17 protein-coding genes are annotated in these 19,897 nt (G+C 68.2%); 10 read left to right on the top strand and 7 right to left on the bottom strand.

The window, feature by feature from the left end:
• The first annotated feature begins 126 nt into the window (after positions 1–126).
• Positions 127–1,746 carry a ribosomal protection-like ABC-F family protein gene (gene abc-f, locus AJAP_RS17060; protein WP_038512769.1) on the top strand — a complete coding sequence of 540 codons (1,620 nt, stop codon included), beginning with the start codon at positions 127–129 and terminating at the stop codon, positions 1,744–1,746.
• 166 nt (positions 1,747–1,912) lie between these two features.
• Entirely contained in the window at positions 1,913–3,166 is a 1,254-nt protein-coding gene (locus tag AJAP_RS17055; protein WP_038512766.1) for an HNH endonuclease signature motif containing protein, read from the top strand.
• 950 nt (positions 3,167–4,116) lie between these two features.
• Here AJAP_RS17055 and AJAP_RS17050 read toward each other — a convergent pair.
• Positions 4,117–4,461 (bottom strand): MmcQ/YjbR family DNA-binding protein, encoded by a 345-nt coding sequence (locus AJAP_RS17050; protein ID WP_038512763.1) that lies wholly within the window; start codon positions 4,459–4,461, stop codon positions 4,117–4,119.
• 122 nt (positions 4,462–4,583) lie between these two features.
• Here AJAP_RS17050 and AJAP_RS17045 point away from each other — a divergent pair, with 122 nt between their 5' ends.
• Both AJAP_RS17045 and AJAP_RS43005 read left to right on the top strand, forming a co-directional pair.
• Positions 4,584–5,213, top strand: a complete 630-nt coding sequence (locus AJAP_RS17045; protein WP_038512761.1) for a class I SAM-dependent DNA methyltransferase — start codon at positions 4,584–4,586, stop codon at positions 5,211–5,213.
• A gap of 2 nt (positions 5,214–5,215) precedes the next feature.
• Entirely contained in the window at positions 5,216–6,010 is a 795-nt protein-coding gene (locus tag AJAP_RS43005; RefSeq protein WP_084098205.1) for a glycosyltransferase family 2 protein, read from the top strand.
• Here AJAP_RS43005 and AJAP_RS17040 read toward each other — a convergent pair.
• On the bottom strand, positions 5,928–6,524 hold the full coding sequence (locus AJAP_RS17040; protein WP_038512758.1) for a TetR/AcrR family transcriptional regulator: 597 nt from the start codon (positions 6,522–6,524) through the stop codon (positions 5,928–5,930). The two genes, AJAP_RS43005 and AJAP_RS17040, sit on opposite strands and share 83 nt — an antisense overlap.
• Before the next feature lie 91 nt (positions 6,525–6,615).
• Here AJAP_RS17040 and AJAP_RS17035 point away from each other — a divergent pair, with 91 nt between their 5' ends.
• The gene (locus AJAP_RS17035; RefSeq protein WP_148311522.1) at positions 6,616–7,992 is read left to right on the top strand and encodes a cytochrome P450; all 1,377 of its coding nucleotides are present in this window, start codon (positions 6,616–6,618) and stop codon (positions 7,990–7,992) included.
• Here AJAP_RS17035 and AJAP_RS17030 read toward each other — a convergent pair.
• Positions 7,989–8,573 (bottom strand): TetR/AcrR family transcriptional regulator, encoded by a 585-nt coding sequence (locus AJAP_RS17030; protein WP_038512751.1) that lies wholly within the window; start codon positions 8,571–8,573, stop codon positions 7,989–7,991. The two genes, AJAP_RS17035 and AJAP_RS17030, sit on opposite strands and share 4 nt — an antisense overlap.
• A gap of 72 nt (positions 8,574–8,645) precedes the next feature.
• Here AJAP_RS17030 and AJAP_RS17025 point away from each other — a divergent pair, with 72 nt between their 5' ends.
• Together AJAP_RS17025 and AJAP_RS17020 are read left to right on the top strand one after the other, a co-directional pair.
• Entirely contained in the window at positions 8,646–9,341 is a 696-nt protein-coding gene (locus AJAP_RS17025; RefSeq protein ID WP_038512748.1) for an SDR family NAD(P)-dependent oxidoreductase, read from the top strand.
• Between the two features lie 34 nt (positions 9,342–9,375).
• A complete protein-coding gene (locus tag AJAP_RS17020; protein ID WP_038512746.1) occupies positions 9,376–9,828 on the top strand; it encodes a carboxymuconolactone decarboxylase family protein in 453 nt (150 codons plus the stop codon).
• 4 nt (positions 9,829–9,832) lie between these two features.
• Here AJAP_RS17020 and AJAP_RS17015 read toward each other — a convergent pair whose 3' ends face one another.
• On the bottom strand, positions 9,833–10,549 hold the full coding sequence (locus AJAP_RS17015) for a helix-turn-helix transcriptional regulator (protein WP_084098203.1): 717 nt from the start codon (positions 10,547–10,549) through the stop codon (positions 9,833–9,835).
• A 136-nt stretch (positions 10,550–10,685) separates the two neighbouring features.
• Between AJAP_RS17015 and folE the strand changes: the two genes are divergently transcribed.
• Positions 10,686–11,282: a GTP cyclohydrolase I FolE gene (folE, locus tag AJAP_RS17010; protein WP_038512743.1), complete on the top strand. Its 597-nt coding sequence runs from the start codon at positions 10,686–10,688 to the stop codon at positions 11,280–11,282.
• Here the strand turns inward: folE and AJAP_RS17005 are convergent.
• The gene (locus tag AJAP_RS17005) at positions 11,272–12,522 is read right to left on the bottom strand and encodes an MFS transporter (protein WP_038512740.1); all 1,251 of its coding nucleotides are present in this window, start codon (positions 12,520–12,522) and stop codon (positions 11,272–11,274) included. The genes folE and AJAP_RS17005 overlap by 11 nt on opposite strands.
• A gap of 107 nt (positions 12,523–12,629) precedes the next feature.
• On the opposite strand from AJAP_RS17005, the gene AJAP_RS17000 reads away from it, so the two are divergent.
• Positions 12,630–15,185, top strand: a complete 2,556-nt coding sequence (locus AJAP_RS17000; RefSeq protein ID WP_038512737.1) for a P-loop NTPase fold protein — start codon at positions 12,630–12,632, stop codon at positions 15,183–15,185.
• On the opposite strand, the gene AJAP_RS16995 is transcribed toward AJAP_RS17000, so the two are convergent.
• Positions 15,116–15,841: a flavin reductase family protein gene (locus AJAP_RS16995; RefSeq protein WP_038523255.1), complete on the bottom strand. Its 726-nt coding sequence runs from the start codon at positions 15,839–15,841 to the stop codon at positions 15,116–15,118. The genes AJAP_RS17000 and AJAP_RS16995 overlap by 70 nt on opposite strands.
• Positions 15,842–16,097: 256 nt before the next feature.
• Here AJAP_RS16995 and AJAP_RS16990 point away from each other — a divergent pair, with 256 nt between their 5' ends.
• Positions 16,098–18,167 carry an AMP-binding protein gene (locus AJAP_RS16990; protein ID WP_038512733.1) on the top strand — a complete coding sequence of 690 codons (2,070 nt, stop codon included), beginning with the start codon at positions 16,098–16,100 and terminating at the stop codon, positions 18,165–18,167.
• A gap of 94 nt (positions 18,168–18,261) precedes the next feature.
• Here AJAP_RS16990 and AJAP_RS16985 read toward each other — a convergent pair whose 3' ends face one another.
• Positions 18,262–19,887 carry an AMP-binding protein gene (locus AJAP_RS16985; RefSeq protein WP_038512731.1) on the bottom strand — a complete coding sequence of 542 codons (1,626 nt, stop codon included), beginning with the start codon at positions 19,885–19,887 and terminating at the stop codon, positions 18,262–18,264.
• Positions 19,888–19,897: the final 10 nt, after the last annotated feature.

Here is a 19,897-nt window from a genome sequence, read left to right as displayed (position 1 = left end):
CCGGGTGAGCCGGAGTTGGCAGGCCACCGGCGTTGACGCCGACGTGGCCACTTTGTCGTCCCTTCACAGCCACGTCCACCGCGGTGCGGCCTTGCGGCGCCCGCTGTCTTCCACGAGGTCATTTCCATGTCAGACGCCTTCGTCGTCGTGTCCGCCCTGTCCTTCGCCTGGCCGGACGACACCCCGGTCTTCGACGACCTGTCCTTCACCGTGCCCGGCGGCCGCACCGGCCTGGTCGCGCCGAACGGGGCGGGCAAGAGCACGCTGCTCAAACTGATCGCCGGCGAACTGCGGCCGGTGTCCGGATCCGTCTCCGCGCAGGGAGTCCTCGGCTACCTGCCGCAGTCGCTGCCGCTCACCGCCGACCTGAACGTGGCCGAGGTACTGGGCATCGCGCCGCAGCTCGCGGCATTGAGCGCCATCGAGTCCGGCGACGCGAGCGAAGAACACTTCACCACCATCGGGAACGATTGGGACATCGAGGAGCGCACCCGCGCGCAGCTCGACCGGCTCGGTCTCGACGGCATCTCGCTGGACCGGAGCCTGCGGACGTTGAGCGGCGGGCAGATCATCTCCCTCGGCCTGGCGGCACAGTTGCTGAAACGGCCGGACATCCTGCTGCTGGACGAACCGACCAACAACCTCGACCTCGACGCCCGGCGCAAGCTCTACGGCGTGCTCGAGGACTGGTCCGGCTGCCTGCTGCTGGTGAGTCACGACCGCGAACTGCTCGACCGGATGGACCGGATCGCCGAACTCGACCGCGGCGACCTCCGGTACCACGGCGGGAATTTCACCCAATACGAAGCGGCGGTCAAGGCCGAACAGGAGGTCGCCGAACGCAACGTCCGCAGCGCCGAGCAAGAGGTCAAACGCGAGAAGCGGGAGATGCAGCAGGCACGCGAACGGGCGGCGCGGCGCGCGGGCAACGCGGCCCGCAACCTCGGCAGCGCCGGTCTGCCGAAGATCTTCGCCGGCACCATGAAACGCAACGCCCAAGAGTCCGCCGGCAAGGCGAACGAGACGCACGCGGCCCGGGTCAGCGACGCGAAGAACCGCCTCGACGAGGCCGAACGCTCCCTCCGCGACGACCAGAAGATCGCGCTGATCCTGCCGGGCACCAACGTCCCCGCCGGGCGCACGATGTTCCACGGCGAGCACATCCAGGTCCGCTACGGCGACCGGAGCGTCTTCGCGGGCGACGGCGTCGACCTGACGATCCGCGGCCCCGAACGGATCGCGCTGACCGGCGGGAACGGCACAGGGAAGTCGACACTCCTACGGGTACTCAACGGCGACCTCACGCCGGACAGCGGCGCACTGAAGCGGGCGGAGGGCCGGATCGCGTATCTGTCCCAACGACTCGATCTCCTGGACCTCGACCGGACCATCGCCGAGAACTTCGCCACCTTCGCCCCGAGCCTGCCCGAATCTCAGCGGATGACCCTGCTCGCCCGCTTCCTGTTCCGGGGCGCGCGAAGCCAGCTTCCCGTCGGAGTGCTCTCCGGTGGCGAGCGCCTTCGAGCCACTCTGGCCTGCGTCCTGTTCGCCGAGCCCGCGCCGCAATTGCTCCTGCTGGACGAGCCGACGAACAATCTGGACCTGGTCAGCGTCGGACAGTTGGAGAGTGCGCTGGGTGCTTATCAGGGAGCTTTCGTGGTGGTGAGTCACGATGAGCGGTTCCTGAAGGAGATCAAGGTGGATCGGCGGGTGCGGCTGACCGATGGGGCCCTTGTGGAGTCCTGATCCGCGCTTTGGGATGTCCGGTTTCGCATTTAGAGGACTAACTGCGGCTCGTTTTCCTTGCGTGATCTTCGCGCGGGTAGCGTCATTCTTCAGTGTTGTTCGTGCGTTTCGCTTGTTGCTTAAAATTACGAACACGTGTTCGAGGAAAGTGCGGTATTATGGAGTCGTGTCCGAGACCTTCCTCCCCGAGTTGCCGCAGGAGCTGTGGCGCGCCGGCAAGCTGGAGCTTGCCCATGGCGTGCAGCACGCTTTGCAGCTGATTCGGATCGCGACTGCTTGTCTGGGGCGGTTTCTGGCGGAGATCGAGTCTCGGGGCGCCAAAGACTTGTACGGGCATGGGAGTACGGCGAGCTGGCTCGCCGAGATCGCGGGATTGTCGCGGGGTGAGGCCGCTGCGATCGTGAAGCGGGCGATCGCGTTGAATCCGACGCGTGCGTTGGATGGCGCGGAGGTTCCGCCGGTCGCTCCCGCGACCGCTGCGGTCGCCGCTCAGGGGTTGGTCGGGGATGAGCGGATCGACCAGATCCTGGAGATCTTGAAAAACCTCCCGGCCGACATTTCGGCTGAGGAGCGGGCGGGCGCGGAGCAGATCCTCGCCAATCTCGCTCCGACTGCCGGTCCCCGGCAGCTCGCCAAGGCCGAGGCGAACCTGCAGGACTTGCTCAACCCCGACGGCAACGAACCTAAAGACCCCGAACCCAAAGAACCGCGCCGGGAGATCACCCTGGAACGCCGCAAGGACGGCTTCTGGAAACTCGCCGGCCTGCTCGATGACGAGACCGGCGCCCGGACCGCCGCAGCGTTGGAAGCGCATGCCCAGCCACGCCCGGTGGACGAGTTCGGGCAGGCGGATCTGCGGATGAAGTGCGAACGCATGGGAGACGCCTGGGCCGAGCTGCTCGATCTGGCCATCGCGTGCCCGGACCAACCGGGGACCAGCGGCTACCGCACCTTGGTGCATGTCACCATCGGACTTGAGGAACTCAAATCCGGCCTCGGCACCGCCTGCCTGGACTTCGTCGGGACGATGACCGCTCGGGAAGCCCGACTCGCGGCCTGCGATTGCCTGATGGTGCCGGTCGTGATGGGTGCCTCGGGTGAACCACTGGATATGGGGCGGCTGAGACGGTTCGTCACCCCAGGCCAACGACGGGCGTTGAACATCCGCGACGGTGGCTGCGCCTTCCCCGGGTGTCATCGGAAACCCAAGAATTGCCACGCTCATCACATTCATCATTGGGCAGACGGCGGGCCCACCGATCTCCGGAATCTGGTCCTGTTGTGTGGTTTCCATCATCGGTTGATTCACCACGGTGACTGGGAAGTACGCGTGGCGGCCGATGGGCTACCGGAGTTCATCCCACCCCAGTACAGGGATCCGCTCCGAAAACCTCGGCGCAACACCCTGCACCACGTCTGAACCCCGAAGAGCCCGTCGGCCACGCCGGCGACGGGCCCTTCGTCATGCCCGTGTGGGTTTTGGGACATCTGACGTCCAAAACCCACACAGTCCATCGCGCTCGCCCGACCGAAGATCCCCAGAACTCGCCACTCGGCGACAAAGCCCTCCGTATCCGCGACTGAGGGCCTGCGCCTCCCCAAGGTTCATCGATGACCGAAGCATTGCCAGGCCCGGCACCCGCACACGAGGCCGAACATCCATGCGGGCCCCGAGCCCTCCCTAACGAACGACCGCGACCGGTCCGATCACGCAGTCCATCGCCAACGGACCGGTCACGAACCCAAAGACCGAGCGGAGCCCCGCAGCCCCTCGGCGACGAAGACCCCGAACCCCAGGAAACGCAACCAACCACCGAGCCCGCGAAATCAATCCACCGCAGAAAAGAAAAGGTCCCGCTTCCGCTCAGCGAAGGCTGGGGGTTCCTGCGAGCAGGAAGCGGGAGTTTGTGGCCGGTACGGGGGCCGCCTCTCGGCGAGTGGCTCAACGCGGCTCCGGGCGAACCGGTATTCCGCGAAGGCGAAGGGTGAGGCCCGGGGGCACCATCCGTACCGACACTCTCTACAACGCACCACCGCCGGAAATGTTCCCCGCCGACGAGCCCGAATCGATGTGACCCGCGTCTACACGAACAAAAGAGTGACCCACGTCAACGGACGGAATAAAAAGACCCGCTCCCGCTCAGCGAAGGCCTGGGGGTTACCTGCGAGCGGAAGCGGGAGCAAAGGCCGATACGGTGGGCCGCCTCTCGGCGAAAGGCACGACATGGCTCCGGCCGAACCGGTATTCCATGAAGGCGAAGGGTGAGGCCCGGGGGCACCATCCGTACCGACACCCTCTACAACGCCACGCCCCCGAAAACGTTCCCCACGAAAAGAGTGACGCGCGTCAACACACGAATGCGCTAACGCTCAGCACGGCGGCGGAACCTGCGCGACGAGTTCTTCGGGAGCGGAAAGCCGCCATGCCTCGTAGACCAATTCGGTGAGCTCGTCGGATTCGATACCGTCGAGGTAGACCACCACCCAGCCGAATCCCCCGGCGGTGAACTGCACTTCGAAGACGTCGGGTCGTTCGGCCACGAGGGCTTCCTGCTCCGAGAGGGTCTGCTTCAGTCCGACGGTCTGGGTCCGCGGCCAGTAGTAGCCGAACCGCTTCCCGCGCACGCTGAACGACTCCCACTCCTTCGCGTCGGAGCGCTCGACGTCGGCGAGCGTCTTCAGCATCCGGTGGAACTCGTCACTCGACACGCTCATCTGTACCCCAAACCCCAGGAACTCCGTCCGCCCCAGTCTAAACGGCCACTTCCGTTGAGAACGCGAGACGGCGGAACGGTAGATTCGCCGAGGGAGATCCACTCGATCCGGGGAGCTGCGCAATGGACCGACCCGTCACCGCGGCGGAGCTGTTCGACGCCATCGGGTCCGATTACGAAGACGTCTTCGGGCGGGCTCCGGCGGTCGACAAGGCGGTGCGGCATCTTCTGGACACCCTGCCGCCGTCGTCGAGGGTGCTCGACATCGGCAGCGGTACCGGCAAGCCGGTCGCCGAGGAACTGTCCGCCGCGGGCCACCGGGTGACCGGGCTCGACGTGTCGTCGGTGATGATCGACATCGCGCGCGAGCGGGTTCCGGCCGCCACCTTCGTCCACGCCGACGTGCGCGAATGGGCCTCGCCACCTCAGACCTGGGAGGCCGTCTGCGCCTTCTTCCCGTTCCTCCAGATGCCACGCAAGGACACCGAAGCCGTGCTCGCCGACATCGCGCGCTGGCTGGTACCGGGTGGCCTTTTCGCGCTGGTCACCGTTCCGCGGGACGCCGAGGACGCGCCGGCGGAGTTCTTCAGCCGCTCCTTCCTCGTGACCAGTTTCGCGCCGGACGACCTCGTCCGGCGGGTCGAGGCGGCCGGGCTGGAGGTCACCGGCACGCACTCGGAGGTCTTCACCGCGGACGAGCCGGGGACCCCGCCGGAGGAGCATCTCCTGATCACCGCTCGGCGCCCGGGCTGATCATGCCGACCATCAGCGTGATCACGCCGGTCCACGCGCCGAGCTTGCCGTACTTGACCGAGGCCTACGAATCCCTCGCCGCGCAGGAACTCCCGCCCGGCTGGAGCTGGGAATGGCTGGTGCAGGAAGACGGTGAGACCGGCCTGCTCGACGGTGCCCTCCCCGCGGACGCACGAGTCCTGCCCGGCTCGGGCCGCCGGGGCGGTCCCGGGGTCGCGCGGATGATGGCCCTGTCCCGCGCCTCCGGGAAGCTGATCAAAGCCCTCGACGCGGACGACCTCCTCACTCCCGGCGCGCTCTCGCGGGACATCGCCGCGCTCGCGGATCCCGCCATCGGCTGGACCACTTGCCGGGTCCTCGACCTCCTCCCGGACGGGACCACGGCCGGCTTCGACAGCGACCCCGACGAGGGGCCGATCGAGCGCGGCGCGATCCTGCGGCACTGGCAGCGCAACGGCTACGTGTCGTCGGTGGTGGCCGGGACCTTGTGCATCCGCCGCGAACTGCTGCTGGACCTGGGCGGCTGGATGGCGCTGCCCGCGTCGGAGGACACCGGGCTGATCCTCGCCGCCAACGCCTGCTCGGACGGCTACTTCATCGCCACGTGCGGCATGTACTACCGGAAGTGGCCAGGACAGGTCACCAAGTCCGCGGCACACAACGACGACGGCGAGCGGCTCGCGCGGATGAAACTGATCGAGGAACGAGCCGAGGTCATGTTGGCAGGTCGACGATGTCGAGCAACGCCTTCGCGCACAGATCCCGGATCTCCCCCCGGGTCAGCCTCCGGTACTTGAGCCAGTCGAGGCAGACCGCCACGACGAACGCCAGCCAGCCGCGGACGAGCACCCGCAGGGCCTCCGGCGGCTCGCTGTCCGGGCACAGCACCTCGAGGATGCGGCGGCCCTGTTCGGCGAAGTTGTTGTCCAGGACCTCGCGGACGCCGTCGACGGCGATGGACGTGCCCGAATGCAGGGCCCGGTACCCGTCCTCGTTGGCTTCGACATAGCGGAGGTACGCGTCGAGGCCGGCCGTCAGCTGCTCCTCGACCGGCAGCGTGGGGTCCGACTTGGTCATCTCGAGCAGCCGCTCGCCCTGTGACCTGATGACCTCGGTGACGAAGTCCCGTTTCGTCGGGAAGTAGTGGTACAGCAGCCCTCGGGACACCTCGGCGATGTCCGCGACCTGCTCGATCCACACGTCGTCGTACGGCCGCTCCGCGAACAGGCGGGCACCGATCCGCAGCAGTTGTTCCCGCCGCTCGGCGGTGGACAGCCTGCTGCGGGGCTTCCCGGAAGTACTCGGCGCCATCCGGGCATCGTACTTACTTGACACGGGTTCAGTAACAGGCCACGCTCGCTATTGGATGCCGGTTCAACAGTGCTCACCCTGGAGGGGCTCGATGGCCACCGCTCTCCCCCATCCCCCGCGACGGATTCCGCTGATCGGCGACGTGCTCGGCGTTTCGCCGAAGACGCCGGTCCAGGACTCGATGCGGCACGCGGCCGAGCTGGGCCCGGTCTTCGAGCGCAAGGTGTTCGGCCGGAGCATCGTGTTCGTGCACGGCGCCGAGATGGTCGCCGACCTTTCCGACGAGAAGCGGTTCGCGAAGCACGTCACTCCCGCGATCTCGAACCTCCGCCCGCTCGGCGGCGACGGGCTGTTCACCGCGCACAACGAAGAGCCGAACTGGCGGCGTGCGCACGAGATCCTCGCGCCCGCGTTCAGCCGCAACGCCATGCAGCGCTACCACCCCACGATGCTGGCGATCACCCGCGAACTGCTGGACACGTGGGACAGAGGCGGCGAAGTCGACGTCGCGGACGACATGACCAAGCTGACGCTGGAGACCATCGGCCGGACGGGTTTCGGCTACAGCTTCTCGTCGTTCGAACGCGCCGAACCGCATCCGTTCGTCGCCGCGATGGTCCGCACGCTGCGGCACGCGCAGCGGAAGGCCATCCAGCCGCCGGTCATCGGCCCGCTCCTGAGCCGGAAAGCCAACCAGCGCAACGAAGCCGACCTCGCGTTCCTGCACTCCGTCGTCGCCGACGTGATCGAGGCACGCCGGAACGATCCGAGCACCGAAGACCTGCTCGGGCTCATGCTGAACACCACGCAACCGAGCACCGGCGCGGCACTGGACGAGGACAACATCCGGCACCAGATCATCACTTTCCTCGTGGCAGGCCACGAAACCACGTCGGGCGCGCTGTCGTTCGCCCTGTACTACCTCGCCCGCAACCCCGACGTCCTGGCCCGTGCGCGGTCCGAAGTGGACAAGGTCTGGGGCGAGAACCCGGATCCGTCCTACGAAGAGGTCGCCAAGCTCCGCTACGTTCGGCGAGTGCTCGACGAAGCGCTCCGGCTCTGGCCGACGGCGCCCGCGTTCGCACGCCAAGCCCAGGTGGACACCGTCGTCGGCGGCGAGTACCCGATGCGGAAGGGGCAGTGGGCGCTGGTCCTCATCCCGGCGCTGCACCGTGATCCCGTCTGGGGAGACGATCCCGAGTCCTTCGACCCGGACCGCTTCTCTCCGGAACGCAACCGTGCCCGGCCGGCGCACGTCTACAAACCCTTCGGCACCGGCGAGCGCGCCTGCATCGGGCGGCAGTTCGCCCTGCACGAGGCGACGCTGGTGCTCGGCATGCTGCTGAGCCGGTACGACCTGCGGAGCGACCCGTCCTACCGGCTGAAAGTGCAGGAATTGCTGACCCTCAAGCCGGAGGGCTTCAAGCTGGACGTCTCGCTCCGCGACCGTGCTTCGGTGCCCGCCTAAGCCTTGAGCAGTCCGTCGAACAACGCGTCCACCAGGGCGCGGGGGACGCTCGCTCCGGTCAGCGCCCGGTAGACGATCGGGCCGATGACGGCGTCGAGCGCGGCGTCGAGGTCCAGCGCGGTCGAGACCTCCCCCGTCTCGATCCCGCGCGCGAGGAGTTCTCGTTCCAGCTCCCGGCGCGGGCCGAGATAGCGGTCGTGCAGGCTCTTGGCGGTCTCAGGGCAGTGCTGGGCCTCGGCGATGAGCGCGAGCAGGACCTTGCCCGCCGGGTCGCGGGTGACGAACCGCGCGTAGCCGCGGAAGTAGCCGCGAAGCTCGGACGGCTTGTCCGCCGGGACCGCGAAGCGCTTCTCACTGTCCTCGATGAGCGTGTCGAGCAGGATCTCGACCTTCGACGGCCACCAGCGGTAGATCGTCTGTTTGGCGACCCCCGCCCGGCGCGCGATCGCCTCGATGGTCAACCGCGCGAAACCGTGCTCGACGAGCAGGTCGTCCGCGGCATGGAGCACGGCCAGGCGAGCGGCCTCGTCGCGCTGGTTGCCGGAGCGCGCCCTGCGGGGCTGCGAATTCACCGCTGGCATGCGGCCACCCTACCGCGCTATTGTCGAGACGCAACGTCTCGTCTAGACAAATCCCTTCATCAAGGAGTTTTCGTGTCTCGAACAACCGAGCGCCAGGCTCTCGTCATCGGCGCTTCGCGCGGCCTGGGACTGACCCTGGCCGAGGAGCTCACCCGGCGCGACTGGCAGGTCGTCGCCACCACGCGCCAGAGCGGAGGCGACCTTCAGGAGAAGGCCGACGCCTCGAACGGGCGGCTGCGGGTCGAATCACTGGAGATGACCAGCGACGAGCAGCTCGCCGCCCTGCGTGAACGGCTCGACGGCACCAAGCTCGACCTGCTCTTCGTCAACGCCGCGATCGACCGCGGGAATCTGCCGATCACCGAGGTCTCCACCGAGACCTTCGCCGAAGTCATGATCACCAACGCGTTGCGCCCGCTGCGCACCCTGGAAGCACTTCGCGACCTGGTCGTACCTGGTGGCACCGTCGCGGTCATGTCGTCGAGGCAGGGCAGCATCTCGCTGAACACGAGGCCGGGATTCGAGGCCTACAAGGCCAGCAAGGCCGCGCTCAACCAGTTGATGCGCAGCTACTCGACCCGGTACGCCGAGGACGGGCACACCAAGCTCCTCATCCACCCCGGCCACAACCAGACGCCGCTCGGCGGCTCCGGCGCTCCTCTCACCGCCGCGGAGAGCATGCCTGCCGTCGTCGACGTCCTCGAAGCGCAGGCGGGCGCACCCGGTCTGCAGTTCTTGGATCTCTACGGCGAAATCGTGCCCTGGTAGGTCACATCTCCGCTTCGGGATCCGTCAGACCGGTATGGAAACCCGCATCCCGAACCCCGCCCTGTCGAACCCCGCCACCCTGAAAGCCTTGATCGCGTTGTCGGAATCGGCCGGCGACACCGGTGTCCCGAACACCACGCACTACCTCATGCACGTCCGCGCGAGCCAGATCAACGGCTGCAGCGGCTGCCTGGACATGCACACCAAGGAAATGCGCAAGGCAGGCGAGTCCGACGAGCGCATCTTCACCGTGGCGGCGTGGCGCGACACCGCCTACTACACCGACGCCGAACGCGCGGCGCTCGCGCTGGCCGAGGCACTCACCCGGATCGCGGACCGGGCCGACCCGGTCGACGACGCGGTCTGGAACGAGGCGGCTCGTCATTACGACGAAAAGCAGCTCTCCAGCCTGGTCCTCTCGATCGCCGCCATCAACACCTGGAACCGGCTCAACGTCGCCACCCGGCAGATCGCCGGCGCCGCCTGACGGGCTATTCGGCCTGCCGTAGCTCCACACAGCACTCGGCCGCGCCGGGAACGAGGGCCGCTTCCACGTTCCCGGCGCGCACGCCGTTCAGGAAACCGGCCAAGAAGGCCTGGTTGATCCCGCAGACCAGGTCCGGGGCCTTCTCGGCCAGCGGATGGAACGGACAGTTCCGCAACCGGACGCAGGTCCTGCTGTCCCGGCTCGGTTCGAAGCCATAGCGGCGAAGCATCCCTTCGGCCACGGTGAGCGCACGTTCGGCACCGAGCCTGCCGGGCCGTGTCCGCGCGCGTTCCTCCTCACCCGCCGCGAAGCCCCGCTCCCCCGCGACGCGGCGGACGGCCTCCCTCGCCGTCTCACCGGTCTCCTCGGCGAGCACGGCCTCGGCGAGGATGTCCGCGAGCAACTCGTGCCGCCGGGCGGGAAGCTGCACCTGGATGGTGTCGTCGACGGGTTCGTAGACCTTCGGCCTGCGCCCCACCTTCACCACCGGGCCCGCCGCGAAACCGAATCTGAGCAGCCCGGCGTCCACGAGTTTGTCGAGATGGAAGGCTGCGAGCTTGCGGGAGATCCCCACCGCGGCCGCCGCCTCGTCCCGGGTGACCGGGCGCCGCTCGCGCCGCGCGTAGGCGTACATACCCCGGCGAAGGTCGTCGTCGAGAGCCGCCACCGCGGCGATGGCGGGGACGTCGAGGCCGTCCGGATCGGGCACTGTCACGTACACCACGATATCGCCTATCTCAACCGACGGAACACTCTGGATCAGGGATCTACCATGTAAGATGAGCCCGCGGGTGGCAAAACACCCAAAAGTCTTGGTTAAATAACCACTGGGGATCGCGTTCAGCCTAGGAGGCCCAATGTCCACTCCCGCCTTGCGCGTCGTGCACGAAACCGGGCCGGGGCCGGACCTGGCGGCCGCCGAGGCCGCGGCCGCCGATCTCCTCACCGCACTGGGCATCTCACTGGACTCCGAGAGCCTCCGCGGCACGCCGGGCCGGATGGCGCGCGCGTACGCCGAACTCTTCACCCCTCGCCCGTTCGACCTCACGACCTTCCCCAACGACGAGGGCTACGACGAACTCGTCCTCGCCAGGGGAATCCCGGTCCGGTCCGTCTGCGAGCACCACCTGCTGCCGTTCGTCGGCGTCGCGCACGTGGGTTACCTGCCCGGCGACCGGATCCTCGGCCTGTCCAAACTGGCGAGGATCGTCGAGCATTTCGCCTGCCGTCCGCAGGTTCAGGAGCGCCTGACGAAGCAGGTCGCCGACTGGCTCGAAGAGCAGCTCGAACCCCGTGGCGTCGGCGTGGTGATCGAAGCGGAGCACTCGTGCATGACGTTGCGCGGCGTGCAGGCCGTCGGGTCGAGCACCGTCACCTCCACCCTGCTCGGCACGCTTCGCGAAGACGCCCGCTCGCGGCAGGAATTCTTCGCCCTCACCGGCATCAACGGCTGACCGCGGGTTCTTCCGCGTAGGCCGCGGAGACGACCGCACGGTCGAACACCCGCCAGGTGAGCGCGGAAACGAGCACCGCCACCACGAAACCGGCCCAGTACGGCGTCGTCAGCCCGAATTTCGACGCCACCGCGCCGCCGAGCAACGCGCCGACGCAGTTGCCGCCCGCGATGATGAACAGGCTGGTGCTGCCGACCCGGCCGAGCATGTCCGGCGGGGTGAGCCGCTGACGCAGGGAGCTGGCGACGATGCCCCACAGCGCGCCGTGCACCCCGAACAGGAACAAGGTCACCCCGACGACCGGCGCGTTCGTGCTCGTCGCCAGCACCAGATGGGTCGCGGCTTCGATCAGCAAACCGATCCGCAACGTCCAGGTCGGTGTGCACCACGCGATCAGCCGGTCGCCGGTGACCGAGCCGAGCAGCCCGCCCACCGCCATGCAGGTGAACAGCAGGCCGTAGCCGACGGAACCCAGCTGGAGCCGCTCTTTCGCCAGCAACACCAGCACGGACGTGGCCGCGACCAGCGTCAGGTTCAGCATGCCGATCAGCCCGACCATGGTCCGCAGCAGACGCTGACCGGCCAGCCACCGGAATCCCTCGGCCACCTCCGCCCGCATCGAGCGACGCACCACGGGCTCGCCGGGTTCGTCGCCGGGCCGTGAACGATAGGCACCGGCGATGAGCCCGAGCAGCAGGGCGCTGACCGCGTACGTGCCGGCGTTGACGTAGAACGGGATACTCGCCGCGACGCCGAACAGGAATCCGCTCAGTGGACCGGAAAGCATGCCGTGGGCCAGCGTCGTCCCCGCGTACAGCCGCCCGTTCGCCCGCTCCAGCAAGGCCTTCGGGACGATCGCGGGCAGCATCGCCCCGCTCGCCGTCCGGAACACGACCTCGCTCGCGTTGATCACGAAAAGGACGGCGTAGAGCAGGGCGATGCCGACGTTTCCCGCCGTGATCGCGACGGCCAGCAGCGCGACGGCGGGTACGCGGATCCAGTCCAGGGTGATCATCAGCTTCCGCCGGTCCACCCTGTCGACCAGCACCCCGCCCGGCAGCGAGAAGAGCAGCCAGGGCAACCACGCCACCGCGAATCCGCCCGAGACCACGAGCGGTTCGTCGGTGCGGGACGCGATCAGCAACGGTGCCGCCACCGTCGCGAGACCACTGCCCAGCGCGGACGTCGTACTCGCCGCCCAGAGCTTCGCGTACCTGCCGTCGAGCCGCTCCCCCGTCATGAGATCCAACGTAGCGAGCGGTGACCGAACGGATGCGGAGTTTCACCCACAGCTGAGCACTCGCCCTCTAGACTGCCCTTCCGTTCGGCCTTGGGAGGGGACCACGAATGGTGCTGGTACGCGATGTCAATCCGTCGATCCTGCTGATGAACAAGGCGCCGGGCACGAAGCCTGGCCCTTACCTGCCACGGGACATCGACCAGCAGCTCATCGCGGCGCTCACGTCCGACAGCCGGTTCACCCTCGTCGTCCACGAGGTCTACTCGGGTGCGAGGCGATCGGCTTTGCAGGCCCTGACCGTGACGTACCCCGGAATGGAACTGATCGTCGAGCCGGAGATCGACGACCTCATGTCGGACCGGTACCACGGACCGGCGACGCTCTGGCTCGACCAGAAACTGCCCCAGACCCTCGGACGCGCCCCCGTCGCGGTGACCAAATGGCTGGAGATCGATCACCGGCGCCGGGTGCTGGGCCTCATCGACGCGAGCCAGTACGACCACCCGGAACTCCGCGCGGCGATCGATCAGCTCGCGCCGACGGTCCTCCGTATCGGACCTGACCTCTCCACCCGGGAACGAATGCGGGCCGAGGAGATGTTCCCCGGGATGGGCCCCATCCGCACGATCGACGAGATCGCCGCCGCGTCCAATCCCGCCGCGTCCGAGCACGCCGATCCGGATCCGTTCGCCGCCCACGTCGCCGATTACCGGCCCGACACCGACGACGGCGTCGACCGCCTCGGCATCGGCACCGACGTGCGCATGCTCGCCGACCTGGTGGTCTCACGCATGATCACCCCTCCCCTGTCCATCGGCCTGTTCGGCAGCTGGGGTTCGGGCAAGAGCTTCTTCATGCGGCAGATGCAGCTGCGCGTCCGCGAGCTCGCCGATTCCGCGCGGACGGCCGAAACCGAGGCGGGCGCGCACGGGAAGTCCGTGTCCTCCTACTGTTCGAGTGTCCGCCAGATCAGTTTCAACGCCTGGCATTACAGCGAGGCGAACCTCCTCGCCAGCCTCGCCACGCATATCTTCGACAACCTCGCCGCGAGCGGCGCCGAGAACGATCTTCAGCGCCAGGCCGACCTGCTCGCCGAACGCCGCAAGACCGAGAAGACCCTGCTCGGCAGGCTCAGCGCGGTCCGCCTCGAACGCAGAACCCTGACGGCCCAGCAGAAACAAGCGAAACGAAGGCGACGGAAGCCGCGCGAATACGTCCTCGCGGTGTTCGACAGCCTCACCGAGGCGGACAAGGCGTGGATCGCGTCCAGGATCGGCGTCGACCAGCCGACCGCCGAGGATCTCGAACGCCTCGCGCAGGAGACCGGCGGGGTGCGTTCGGACGTCGCCGAATTCTGGCGACGCCTGCGGCAGGATCCGGTTCCGCTCCTGATCCTGATCGGTGGGCTGGTGACGGTCCTGGTGGTCACCTTGCTCGTCGGCCGGTCACAGGTCTCCGGCGTGCTCGGCGGGCTCACGCTGGTGAGTTCCGCGCTGACCGTCGTCCTGCGGATGCGCGCCAGCGCGGACCGGATCCACCAGGCGCTCGACAAACTCGGCGGTCCGTCCGAAGAGGACGAAGAAACCGAGCGGCGCCTGGCCGAACTGGACGCGGAATCCGACCGGCTCGAAAAGGCGGTCACCGAACTCGCGCCGGGGCTGGACCTCGTGGCGTTCGCCGAGTCCCGGGTCTCGGACTACGTCGAGCATCTGGGCGTGGTCTCCTTGCTGCGCAAGGATCTCGAAACGTTCGCGACGATGCTCGCGGAGGTCCCGCACGGTTCCGGCAAGATCGAACGGACCGTTCTCTACATCGACGACCTCGACCGCTGCCCGCCCAAGGTCGTCGTCCAGGTCCTCGAAGCCATCCATCTCCTGCTGGCCCTGCCCGTGTTCGTCGTCGTGGTGGGTGTCGACTCCCGATGGCTCAAGAAGGCCGTCGAGCAGCACTACGAGGAGATGCTCGGCGACGACCCGGAAACCTTCGCCGAGAGTTACCTCGAAAAGATCTTCCAGGTGCCGTTCACGTTGTCCCCCATGGACGATCCAGGGTTCGCGGGGCTCGTGCGCGGGCTCGCCGACACCGAGGTCCAGGACTCCACCCCTGCGCCCGCACCCGCCGGAACGGATCAGGCCACCGGTGACCGCTCTCCGGTCGCGATCGGTTTTCGTCCTCGCGCGGAAGCACCGCGACCGTCGTCCGAACAGTCCACAATAGACGTCCGCCCTCCTCGCTTGGTGATCTCGGCGCAGGAACTGGACTTCCTGCCGACGCTGGCCCCGCTCGTCCGGTCCCCTCGGGCCGCGAAACGGCTCCTGAACCTGTATCGCCTGCTGCGGGCACGGTTCGCCGGAGAAGCCCTCGCGGAGTTCCTCTCCGGCGGTGACCGTGAGGCGCCGTTCCGCGCGGTGCTGGTGCTGCTCGCGGTCCACGTCGGACATCCGGACGCCGTCCGGTGGTTCGCCTCCATCGAGGGGACCGACCCCGACGACAAGGCCGTCGAGATCGTGTCCTCGATGAACGACCACGAACTGCGGCCGAAGCTCGAACGCGGCCTGTCCGGCGAAGCGTGGCCACTGCTGGCCGGGTCCTATCAGCGCTGGCTGCCGTTGGTGAACCGGTTCTCGTTCGCCCGCGACCGCTCGATGTCGGGCCCGCGGTAGAGCCGCTCCGGGATCTTCGCCAGCGTCGACGGATGGACCTGCGGGCCGAGGCCGTAGAGCTTCTGGAAGCTCATGATCAGCGGCCGCCACCGGTCGGGGTCGATCCGGTCTTCGGTACCCGGCATCCGCACGTCGTCGTGGACGTGGACGCGCTGGACGCGCACCTCGAACACGAGCACGCCGCCGCGTTGTTTCGGATCGTCTTCGGCGAGGGGATGGACGGCCTCGACGACGGCCTCCATCGTCACCGGGCATTCCGCGACACGGGGCGGCCGGACCGTCTCCGAGGCGACCGGGGTGAGCCCGGCGCGGGCGAACTTGTCCGGTTCGTGCCGGTAGCCGCGTTCGTACTTGCGGGACGGGACCGGATCCGATCCGGTGGTCAGCGCCAGCCGGTCGACGGCGGCCGCCAGCGCGTCGGAAGGGAGATTCAGAACACATTCACGGTTGCGCATGAGATTCTGCGCGGTCTTGGATTTCGCGCCCAGCCCGAGCATGCCCCGCCAGCCGAGCCAGAACGCCGACGACATCGGGGCCAGGTTCACGGTGCCCGCCTGGTCGACCGTCGAGAGGAGCACCACCGGGGTGCCGAAGTAGAGGATTCCGGGCTCGATACGGGTGTGCGCGGCCTCGGCCGCCGTCGTGGAAACTGTCACGTTCGTCAGCTTCGCCGCCTCACGCGCCGGAGGCTGGCGAGAATCGGACGTCGCGATCAACACCGTCGGCGGAGGGCGTCGCGCGGTCCGAACACTTACCCTCGTCCGAGACGGTTCCCTTGGGCGGACGCGAACCCGCGGTCGTTCGGAGTATTGCGTTCGGCCGATTGCTGGTAGGTTCGCCGAACTTGAACGACGAAGGAGGCGCCGGCAGCGGCCCGGTCAACACCCGAACGCGCGTGGTGAGGCGAATCGCATGCGAGACGATGTGGTCCAGGCGAGCTCGATTCTCGGGCATTCCCCCGGCCAGGTTTGGGAAGTGATCGGCGATCCCGAGTCCTACTCGAGGTTCGTCGCGGAGATCAGCTGGTGCGAGATCCAGCGTCCCGCCGAACGCGGACGCGGCCCGAAATGCCTTGTCCGGCTGGAACCGCGGCCGGGAACGCTCGTCGTCGGCGAGATCGAGGCGCGGGTCTGGCGGCCGGGCGAGCACGTCGTGTGGTGCGGCGTCGAGAACGACGGCATCTGGGTCTCGGTCGAGCTGCGGCAGGCCCCCGACGGTGGCACGGAACTCCTCGCGCAGCTGATGCTTCCGGCGCCGCACTCCCCTCTCGTGTCCGCCGCGTCCTTCAAACGCACCGTCCGCGCGGCGGCCCGGCGGATCGATCTGCACCTTTCGGGCCGGGCGGCGTCACCTCAGGACGAACCGGCGCACACCAAGGCCACCACGCTGCACACGGCGAGCACGCTGATCAAGGCAGGAGTGCTCGCGGCCGCGCGCCCGGACAAGATCGCGCGGCAGCTCACGTCGCTTTCGCAATGGGGCGCCACCGTCGCCGGCGGCTACTCGGCCAACGCCGCGCGGGTCCCCGAAGAAGTCGCGCTGCACGACGAACGCAACGTCCGGACGTTCAAGCAGACGGCCGATCGCAGCAATCAGCTCGCGAACTCGCTGGCGGCCCGCGGCGTCCGCGCCCGTGACCGGATCGCCTTGCTGTGCCGCAATCACGCGACGATGGTCGAGTCGCTGATCGCGTGCAGCAAACTCGGCGTGGACGCGATCCTGCTCAACACCGGCCTGTCCGCCGGCGCGGTCGCGGACGTGATCGGGCTGCACAAACCGGTCGCGGTGCTCGCCGACGACGAGTTCTCGCGGATCATCGCCGACATCCCCGGCGATTTCCTCCGGCTGTCCACCTGGCCGGAGACCGAGAACGGCTACCCGACGATCGACCAGTTCATCGCCGGGGTGCCCGCCACCAAACTCAAACCCGTGGACCGGATCGGCAGGCTCGTCGTCCTCACCTCGGGCACCACGGGAACCCCGAAAGGCGCACGACGGCCGACGCCGAAGGGACTGTCGACGTCGGCCGCCATGCTCGACCGCATTCCGCTGCACTCCGGGGACCGCTTCGTCGTGGCCGCACCGCTGTTCCACAGCTGGGGGCTCGCCGGGATGCAGATCGGGATGGCCGTGCGGGCTTCGCTGTCGCTGATCCGCCGGTTCGACGCCGAAGAGATCCTGCGGACCATCGCCGAACATCGGTGCGGTGTGCTGTTCGCCGTCCCCATCATGTTGCAGCGCATCCTCGACCTGCCCGAACGGATCCGCAGCCGCTACGACCTCTCGTCGCTGCGGATCGTCGCCAGCAGCGGATCCGCGCTGCCGGGCACGATCGTCACCGAGTTCATGGACACCTTCGGCGATGTGCTCTACAACTTCTACGGCTCCACAGAGGTTTCGTGGGCCAGCATCGCCACGCCGGAGGACTTGCGCGCGGCGCCGACCACCGCCGGCCGCTGCCCGCCCGGTACCCGTGTCGCCATCCTCGACGACGACCACAAGCGGGTCCCACCGGGCTGGGAGGGACAGATCTTCGTCGGCAACGACATGCTGTTCGAGGGCTACACCGACGGAGCCAGCGTGCCCCGCGCGGAGAACCTGATGGCGACCGGCGACGTCGGTTATCAGGACGCCGCCGGCCGCCTCTTCGTCACCGGCCGGGCGGACGAGATGATCGTGTCCGGTGGGGAGAACGTGTCCCCGCGCCCGGTCGAGGAGGCCATCGTCGCCCTGCCCGGCGTCCACGAGGCCGCCGTGATCGGCGTGCCGGATCGCGAGTTCGGGCAACGGTTCGCGGCGTACATCGTCCCGAAACGCGGCGCGCGGATGAGCGCGGACGACGTCCGCGCCTACATCCACCACCGGCTGGCCCGCTTCGCGGTCCCGCGGGACGTGTACTTCGTCGAGGAGCTGCCCCGGAACGCGACCGGGAAGGTACTCAAACGGTTACTACGGGACGAAACCTGGCCGATCGAGCAGTGAGCTTTCCCGGAACTCGCGTGCTTGGAGGCGTATCACGCGTGATTGAGGGCGGAAGACGATGTTCCGCCCCCAATCACGCGAGTTCCGTCTCCGATCACGCGAGTTCCGCGTTTGAGTGCCGCTTCCGCAGGAGGAATCGCTGGATCTTCCCGCTCGGTGTCTTGGGCAGCTCCGGCACGAAGCGCACCTCACGCGGGTAGGCGTGCGCGGCGAACCGGGTCTTCACCAACTGCTGCAGTTCGGAAACCAGGGCGGAATCGGCGGAAACGCCGTCGCGCGCCACCACGTAGGCCACGACCACTTCGCCGCGCAGTTCGTCCGGGACCCCGATCACGGCGCATTCGGCCACCGCGGGATGTTGCTGCAGAACGCTTTCCACGTCGAACGGGCCGATGCGGTAGCCCGCCATCAGGATGACGTCGTCATCTCGTGACGCGAAGGTCAGGTAGCCGGAGGCGTCCTTGGCGGCCACGTCGCCGGTGTAGTACCAGCGTCCGTCGGGGCTGAACCGCGCGGCGGTGCGCTCGGGCGCGTCGCGGTAGCCCCGGAACCACACCAGCGGACTCGCCGAGAGGTCCAGGGCGACGCGTCCGCGTTCTCCCGGCTCGGCGATCACGTCGGCGTCTTCTCGGAGGACCTCGACGGCGAAGCCCGGCAGGACGCGCCCCATCGAACCGGGTTTGACCTCCGAGCGGAGGTCCGGATGCCACGCGTTGCCGACCACCATGCCGAGCTCCGTCTGTCCATAGTGGTCGTAAACGCCGACGCCGAGCTTGGCTGACGCCCACTCCAGGACGTCCGGCGTCAGCGGTTCCCCCGCCGATGAACAGTGCCGCAGCCGGAGGCCGTCCGGCACCGGGGCGGCCGAGTTCCGGAGCGCGCGGTACACCGTCGGCGCGGCGGCGAAGTTGGTGACGCCGAACTTCTCCAGTACAGCCCAGGTCAGTTCGGCGGAGAAACCCGCGTGCAGCAACAGACTCCGCCTGCCGGTCGCCATCGGCGTCATGATCGCGTAGTACAGCCCGTAGGCCCAGCCAGGGTCTGCGGCGTTCCAGAAGACGTCGTCGGCGCGGACGTCGAGCGCGAAATCTTGGTACGCCTGGAAACCCGCGAGCGCGCGGAGGGGAATCGGGACGGCTTTGGGCGTGCCCGTGGTCCCGGAAGTGAACAGCTCGACCAAGACGCCGGCACCACCGGTCTCCGCGGATCCCGGCAGCGGCGCGGCGTCGGCCAGCATCTCGCGGAACGACAGGTCGCCGTCCTCGCCTTCTCCGACCACCACGGTCCGCCGCGACGGGTCGGCGGGCAGATCGGCGGACGGCGTCAGCTTCGCGCGCTGATCGGCGTCGGCGATGACGGCCTTCGTACCGTTGCCGGTGATACGCAGCGCGATGGCGGGCGGCGCGAACGCGGTGAACAGCGGGACGTGCACCGCGCCCAGCCGCCAGATCGCGAGCAGCGCCACCACGAGCTCCGCCGACTTGCCCATCAGCGTCGCCACCCGGTCCCCCGGTCCGACCCCGAGACCGAGCAGCGCCCCGGCGAAGCGTTCGGACCGCTCACGCAGCTCGCCGTAGGTGAGGTCCACACTGGTCAGATCCGCCTCGACCACGGTGAACGCGACCGCCTCCGCCGGATGCCGGTCGCACAACAGCGTCGCCGCACTGGCCCGCTCGTCGTCGTAGACCTCGAGCAACCGCCGGACGTGAGCTTCGGTCATCGTTTCTCCC

Origin of the sequence: Amycolatopsis japonica, from assembly GCF_000732925.1 — a bacterium.
GTDB lineage: Bacteria > Actinomycetota > Actinomycetes > Mycobacteriales > Pseudonocardiaceae > Amycolatopsis > Amycolatopsis japonica.
This window is presented reverse-complemented; position numbering and strand designations above follow the sequence as displayed.

Coding starts and splice junctions, on each gene's coding strand:
- AJAP_RS16990 (WP_038512733.1), top strand. CDS start 16,098: ATGCGAGACGATGTGGTCCAGGCGAGCTCGATTCTCGGGCATTCCCCC.
- AJAP_RS17045 (WP_038512761.1), top strand. CDS start 4,584: ATGGACCGACCCGTCACCGCGGCGGAGCTGTTCGACGCCATCGGGTCC.
- AJAP_RS17030 (WP_038512751.1), bottom strand. CDS start 8,573: ATGCCAGCGGTGAATTCGCAGCCCCGCAGGGCGCGCTCCGGCAACCAG.
- AJAP_RS17050 (WP_038512763.1), bottom strand. CDS start 4,461: ATGAGCGTGTCGAGTGACGAGTTCCACCGGATGCTGAAGACGCTCGCC.
- folE (WP_038512743.1), top strand. CDS start 10,686: ATGTCCACTCCCGCCTTGCGCGTCGTGCACGAAACCGGGCCGGGGCCG.
- AJAP_RS17020 (WP_038512746.1), top strand. CDS start 9,376: ATGGAAACCCGCATCCCGAACCCCGCCCTGTCGAACCCCGCCACCCTG.
- AJAP_RS17040 (WP_038512758.1), bottom strand. CDS start 6,524: ATGGCGCCGAGTACTTCCGGGAAGCCCCGCAGCAGGCTGTCCACCGCC.
- AJAP_RS17035 (WP_148311522.1), top strand. CDS start 6,616: ATGGCCACCGCTCTCCCCCATCCCCCGCGACGGATTCCGCTGATCGGC.
- AJAP_RS17005 (WP_038512740.1), bottom strand. CDS start 12,522: ATGACGGGGGAGCGGCTCGACGGCAGGTACGCGAAGCTCTGGGCGGCG.
- AJAP_RS16985 (WP_038512731.1), bottom strand. CDS start 19,887: ATGACCGAAGCTCACGTCCGGCGGTTGCTCGAGGTCTACGACGACGAG.
- AJAP_RS43005 (WP_084098205.1), top strand. CDS start 5,216: ATGCCGACCATCAGCGTGATCACGCCGGTCCACGCGCCGAGCTTGCCG.
- AJAP_RS17000 (WP_038512737.1), top strand. CDS start 12,630: ATGGTGCTGGTACGCGATGTCAATCCGTCGATCCTGCTGATGAACAAG.
- abc-f (WP_038512769.1), top strand. CDS start 127: ATGTCAGACGCCTTCGTCGTCGTGTCCGCCCTGTCCTTCGCCTGGCCG.